Here is a 5,288-nt window from a genome sequence, read left to right on the forward strand (position 1 = left end):
CGGCAGTGGGGGAGGCGGGGGGTCGGTGGAGACGCAGCGGCCCGCAACGCCCACCGTGGCGCCGGACCCGACCGCGGACGCCTACCGGGCGGTGAGCGCCGGTGACTGCCTCGCCGTGTACGACACCGGCTCCGGCGGCTACAACACCCAGGTCCCCTACCGGGTCGGCTGCGGCGCCGGAAACGCCTACGTCTGGGTGAGCGCCGTGCGCTCCAGCAGCAGCGCCTGCAGCCAGGGGCCGGGCCGGAACTACATGTCGTACACCTCCCGCGGGCAGACCATCGCCCTGTGCCTGACCCGCCAGTTCAAGGTGGGCTACTGCCTGCTGGCCAAGCAGTCGGGCAGCGGGCAGTCGGCGCAGATGCGGGCCGGGCTGATGACCGGGGTGGACTGCGATGCGAAGCGGGTCCCGGCCCAGTACAACCAGATCCTGCACATCACCGGCGTGTACAAGGCCCCCGCGAACCCCTCCGCGTCGAACTGCGCCCGGGTCCAGGGCGACCGTACGTACTACTGGTCGTGGGTGGTCAATGGCGGCCGGACGCTGCTGTGCACCATGGTGTACCGGGGCTGACCGGGGCTGACCGGGCTGACTCAGCGCGTCGCCACGTTCACCAGGCCCGCGCTCAACGCCAGCAGGACGATGATGGCGCCGCCCGGGGCGGCCAGGTACGGCATGAGGGCCACCGTGGCCAGCAGACAGTACGCGGCGGTCACCCAGGACAGCACCTGCTGGGCCTCTTCCGGACCGTGCCGGTTGAGCCGTACCACCAGGGCCATGAAAACGGCCGCCCACAGGGCGGCGCGCGGCTGGCCGAAGGAGACCTTGTCGTAGAGATCCACGGCGGACTTGTACCAGTTGGTATCGGACAGCTCCCCCGCGAACTCGATCATGTTCTTGAGATACGAGTGCGAGGCGAGCGAGGTCGCGTCCTTCAGATCGGCCCGTACCCACTCCGAGATCGCCAGCACCAGCAGACCCAGCGTGTGACCGAAGCCCGGCCCCGCGCCGACCGTCTTCTTGCGCGTCTCGGATCGTTCCCCCGTGCGCCCCGTGACCATAGTCAAGGCCCCCTCCCCCGTGGCTCACATCATCTACCGGAAGAAGAGGCGCGGACCAGCCCCCCGAGGTCAGGACTTGCGGTGGTCAGGACTTGCGGTGGCCTATCAGCCGGGGCTTGGGCTCCAGGCCGTCCAGGCCGTGCCAGGCCAGATTCACCAGATGGGCCGCCACCTCGGCCTTCTTCGGCCGGCGCACGTCCAGCCACCACTGGCCGGTGAGCGCGACCATGCCCACCAGCGCCTGCGCGTACAGCGGGGCGAGCTTCGGGTCGAAGCCGCGGGCCTTGAACTCCAGGCCGAGGATGTCCTCGACCTGGGTGGCGATATCGCTGATGAGCGAGGCGAAGCTGCCCGTCGACTGGGCGACGGGGGAGTCGCGCACCAGGATGCGGAAGCCGTCCGTGTACGTGTCGATGTAGTCGAGCAGCGCGAAGGCCGCCTGCTCCAGCAGCTCACGGGGGTGGCCCGCGGTCAGCGCTCCGGTCACCATGTCCAGCAGCCGGCGCATCTCGCGGTCCACCACCACCGCGTACAGCCCCTCCTTGCCGCCGAAGTGCTCGTAGACCACCGGTTTGGAGACCCCGGCCTTGGCCGCGATCTCCTCCACCGACGTGCCTTCGAAGCCGCGCTCGGCGAAGAGCGCGCGACCGATGTCCAGCAATTGCTCCCGGCGCTCCTTGCCGGTCATCCGCACCCGGCGCGCACGCCGGGTCCCGGATCCGGAGGCGCGGGCCGCCCGGTCCTTGTTACCGCTGGTATTACTGTCGGTCGCCACGCCCCCTATCATGCCGCTTCGGCGGTTTCCTCTTTACGGCGGGCGTCGATACGGGCCTCGCTGGGCCAGCGCACGTCATAGGCCCAGCCCGCCTTCTCGAACCAGCGGATGATCCGGGCGCTGGAGTCCAGTTGGCCCTTCATCACGCCATGGCGGGCGCTGGTCGGGTCCGCGTGGTGGAGGTTGTGCCAGGACTCACCGCACGAGAGCACCGCCAGCCACCACACATTGCCGGACCGGTCGCGCGATTTGAAGGGGCGCTTGCCGACCGCGTGGCAGATCGAGTTGATCGACCAGGTGACATGGTGCAGCAGCGCGACCCGGACGAGCGACCCCCAGAAGAACGCGGTCGCCGCGCCTTGCCAGGACCAGGTGGCCAGCCCGCCGATCAGCGCGGGCAGCAGCAGGGAGACGAGCGTCCAGACCACGAACTGCCGGGAGACGCGGCGGATCGCGTCGTCCTTGATCAGGTCGGGCGCGTACTTGTGCTGCGGGGTCTGCTCCTCGTCGAACATCCAGCCGATGTGCGCCCACCACAGGCCCTTCATCAGCGCCGGGACGGTCTCCCCGAACCGCCAGGGGGAGTGCGGATCGCCCTCGGCGTCGGAGAACTTGTGGTGCTTGCGGTGGTCGGCCACCCAGCGCACCAGCGGCCCCTCCACCGCCAGTGACCCGGCGATCGCCAGCGCGATCCGCAGCGGCCGCTTGGCCTTGAAGGAGCCATGGGTGAAGTAGCGGTGGAAGCCGATGGTGATGCCGTGGCAGCCGATGTAGTAGAAGACGACCATCAGCGTCAGATCCAGCCAGCTGACCCCCCAGCCCCAGGCCAGCGGGATGGCGGCGGCCAGGGCGAGGAAGGGGACGGTGATGAAGAGCAGCAGGGTGAACTGTTCGATGGAGCGCTTGCTGTCCCCGCCGAGCGTGGCGGAGGGAAGTGGGTGCTCCTGGGCCTTCGGCGCGTCGTCGATCACGTCGGGGCTTGCAGTCATGGGATCCCTCGTGGGGCTCGGGGGTACGGCTACGGGACCGTAACCTACGGCGACGTAAGTATGGCAGGGCCCCGAAGCGGGGCAATAGGGCTATGGATTCCCCCGAGGGCGTGCCGCATATCCTGGTGACGTCGGACAGCGCGGTCCGCATCTCGCCGACAGCACGGGGGTCCCGGGGCCGGTGGCACAGGCAGCCACGGCGTTCAGGTCCCGTCCTCACCCCGCCCAGTGCCCGAACACTGCAAGGAGCCCGCACCTGTGAGCAGTGCCGACAACACCAATGCCGCCCTGCGTGCCGATATCCGCCGTCTGGGTGACCTGCTCGGCGAAACCCTGGTCCGGCAGGAGGGCCCCGACCTCCTCGACCTCGTCGAGCGCGTCCGCGCCCTCACCCGCAGTGACGGCGAAGCCGCCGCGGAGCTGCTCGGCGACACCGACCTGGAGACGGCGGCCAAGCTCGTACGCGCGTTCTCCACGTACTTCCATCTGGCGAACATCACCGAACAGGTCCACCGCGGCCGCGAGCTGCGCGCCAAGCGCGCCGCCGAGGGCGGGCTGCTGTCCCGCACCGCCGACCAGCTCAAGGACGCCGACCCCGAGCATCTGCGGGAGGCCGTCCGCCACCTGAACGTTCGCCCGGTGTTCACGGCCCACCCCACCGAGGCCGCCCGCCGCACCGTCCTGAACAAGCTGCGCCGGGTCGCGGAACTGCTCGACACCCTCGCCGTCGGCGGCGACAAGCGCCGCACCGACCTGCGCCTCGCCGAGAACATCGACCTGCTCTGGCAGACCGACGAACTGCGCGTCGCCCGCCCCGAGCCGGCCGACGAGGCCCGCAACGCCATCTACTACCTGGACGAACTGCATGCGGGCGCCGTCGGGGACGTCCTCGAAGACCTCTCCGCCGAGCTGGAGCGCGTCGGCGCCCCACTGCCCGCCACCACCCGCCCCCTCACCTTCGGCACCTGGATCGGCGGCGACCGCGACGGCAACCCCAACGTCACCCCCCAGGTCACCTGGGACGTGCTGATCCTCCAGCACGAACACGGCATCACCGACGCCCTCGCCATCGTCGACGACCTGCGCGCCGCGCTCTCCAGCTCCATCCGCAACTCCGACGCCTCCGAAGAGCTCCTGGACTCCCTCCAGCGCGACCTGGAACTCCTCCCCGAGATCAGCCCCCGCTACAAGCGGCTCAACGCCGAAGAGCCCTACCGCCTCAAGGCCACCTGCGTGCGGCAGAAGCTGCTCAACACCCGCACCCGCCTCGCCGGCGGCACCCCCCACCAGCCGGGACGCGACTACCTCGGCACCGCCGAACTCCTCGCCGACCTGCACCTCATCCAGGAATCCCTGCGCGCCCACCGCGGCCGGCTGATCGCCGACGGCCGCATGGAGCGCGCCATCCGCACCCTCGCCGCCTTCGGGCTCCAGCTGGCCACCATGGACGTACGCGAACACGCCGACGCCCACCACCACGCCCTCGGCCAGCTCTTCGACCGCCTCGGCGAGGAATCCTGGCGGTACGCCGACATGCCCCGCGACTACCGCCGCAAGCTGCTCGCCAAGGAGCTGCGCTCCCGCCGCCCGCTCGCGCCCACCCCCGCGCCGCTGGACGCCGCGGGCGCCAAGACCCTCGGCGTCTTCCACACCATCAGCGAGGCCTTCGAACGGTTCGGCCCCGAGATCGTCGAGTCCTACATCATCTCCATGTGCCAGGGCTCCGACGACGTCTTCGCCGCCGCCGTCCTCGCCCGCGAGGCCGGACTGGTCGACCTGCACGCCGGCTGGGCCAAGATCGGCATCGTGCCGCTGCTGGAGACCACCGAAGAGCTAAAGATCGCCGACCAGCTCCTCGACGACATGCTCTCCGACCCCTCCTACCGGCGGCTCGTCGCCCTGCGCGGCGACGTCCAGGAGGTCATGCTCGGCTACTCCGACTCGTCGAAGTTCGGCGGCATCACCACCTCCCAGTGGGAGATCCACCGCGCCCAGCGGCTGCTCCGCGATGTCGCCCACCGGCACGGCGTACGGCTGCGCCTCTTCCACGGCCGCGGCGGCACCGTCGGCCGCGGCGGCGGCCCCACCCACGACGCGATCCTCGCCCAGCCCTGGGGCACCCTCGAAGGCGAGATCAAGGTCACCGAGCAGGGCGAGGTCATCTCCGACAAGTACCTCGTCCCCTCCCTCGCCCGGGAGAACCTGGAGCTCACCGTCGCCGCCACGCTCCAGGCCTCCGCCCTGCACACCGCCCCCCGCCAGTCCGACGAGGCCCTGGCCGGCTGGGACGCGGCCATGGACACCGTCTCCGACGCCGCCCACCGCGCCTACCGCGCACTGGTCGAGGACCCCGACCTCCCCGCGTACTTCTTCGCCTCCACCCCCGTCGACCAGCTCGCCGAACTCCACCTCGGCTCCCGCCCCTCCCGGCGCCCGACTCCGGCGCCGGGAGGGGCGGGAGC

Annotated in this window: 5 protein-coding genes; 2 read left to right on the forward strand and 3 right to left on the reverse strand. The window is 70.7% G+C overall.

Translation table 11 applies throughout. From position 1 onward, the window contains the following. A partial coding sequence (locus tag CCN51_RS46525; RefSeq protein ID WP_211303318.1) for a hypothetical protein occupies positions 1-574 on the forward strand: 574 nt, incomplete at its 5' end. 20 nt (positions 575-594) lie between these two features. Here CCN51_RS46525 and CCN51_RS46530 read toward each other — a convergent pair. The 3 genes from CCN51_RS46530 to CCN51_RS46540 form a co-directional block, all read right to left on the reverse strand. After that, entirely contained in the window at positions 595-1,062 is a 468-nt protein-coding gene (locus CCN51_RS46530; RefSeq protein ID WP_014176945.1) for a hypothetical protein, read from the reverse strand. 85 nt (positions 1,063-1,147) lie between these two features. Then, on the reverse strand, positions 1,148-1,849 hold the full coding sequence (locus tag CCN51_RS46535; RefSeq protein WP_043486959.1) for a TetR/AcrR family transcriptional regulator: 702 nt from the start codon (positions 1,847-1,849) through the stop codon (positions 1,148-1,150). After that, positions 1,846-2,826, reverse strand: coding sequence for an acyl-CoA desaturase (locus CCN51_RS46540; RefSeq protein ID WP_193383720.1), 981 nt, complete (start codon positions 2,824-2,826; stop codon positions 1,846-1,848). The genes CCN51_RS46535 and CCN51_RS46540 overlap by 4 nt, the downstream gene beginning before the upstream one ends. A gap of 258 nt (positions 2,827-3,084) precedes the next feature. Between CCN51_RS46540 and CCN51_RS46545 the strand changes: the two genes are divergently transcribed. Further along, positions 3,085-5,288 (forward strand): phosphoenolpyruvate carboxylase (locus tag CCN51_RS46545; RefSeq protein ID WP_086860946.1); only part of this gene is annotated, 2,204 nt, incomplete at its 3' end.

It is taken from the genome of Streptomyces milbemycinicus, from assembly GCF_002154605.1.
In the GTDB taxonomy this organism is placed as follows: Bacteria; Actinomycetota; Actinomycetes; order Streptomycetales; family Streptomycetaceae; genus Streptomyces; species Streptomyces milbemycinicus.